This window comes from Rhizobium vallis (assembly GCF_003985155.1).
In the GTDB taxonomy this organism is placed as follows: domain Bacteria; phylum Pseudomonadota; class Alphaproteobacteria; order Rhizobiales; family Rhizobiaceae; genus Rhizobium; species Rhizobium vallis.
In genome coordinates this window covers 109,300-109,707 of record NZ_ML133701.1, presented here as the reverse complement: position 1 = coordinate 109,707, position 408 = coordinate 109,300, and the positions used below count along the sequence as shown (strand labels likewise).

Here is a 408-nt window from a genome sequence, read left to right as displayed (position 1 = left end):
GAGCTTACTCCGCTCTTCGTTGGCCAAGGCATCAATAATGAGGGCGTCGTCGGGATAGGGAACATGAATTCGGCGCCCCATCAGGCGCGGCCCAGGTCCAACGGCTTGGAGTTCTTGCCCCTCAGGCGAGAGCCTCCTGAAATGAGACAGTGCTGAGTTAAGACGCTTACGATCGTCCCCACCGTTTGCCCAGTAATCCGCGATATCACCGGCTAGCGAATCTGGATCGTTTAAAAACCGAGAAGCCATCGAATCTCTGTTTTCTGCTCGGAGCCAACGAGCGAACCTCCTAAGAATCCCTAAATTGTTCTCGACGGTAGCCTCGGGAACCCTTCCGTCCCCTCGGCCGACGCTACCGTCGGGTAGAATTTCGTAGTTTCGGACTGCTTCCGCGAACTGGTTGATGCG

At 55.9% G+C, this 408-nt stretch carries 1 protein-coding gene; it reads right to left on the bottom strand.

Going from position 1 to position 408, the window contains the following annotated elements:
- On the bottom strand, positions 1-249 hold a 249-nt coding region (locus tag EFQ99_RS36405), incomplete at its 3' end, for a hypothetical protein (protein WP_245441611.1).
- Positions 250-408 lie beyond the last annotated feature (159 nt).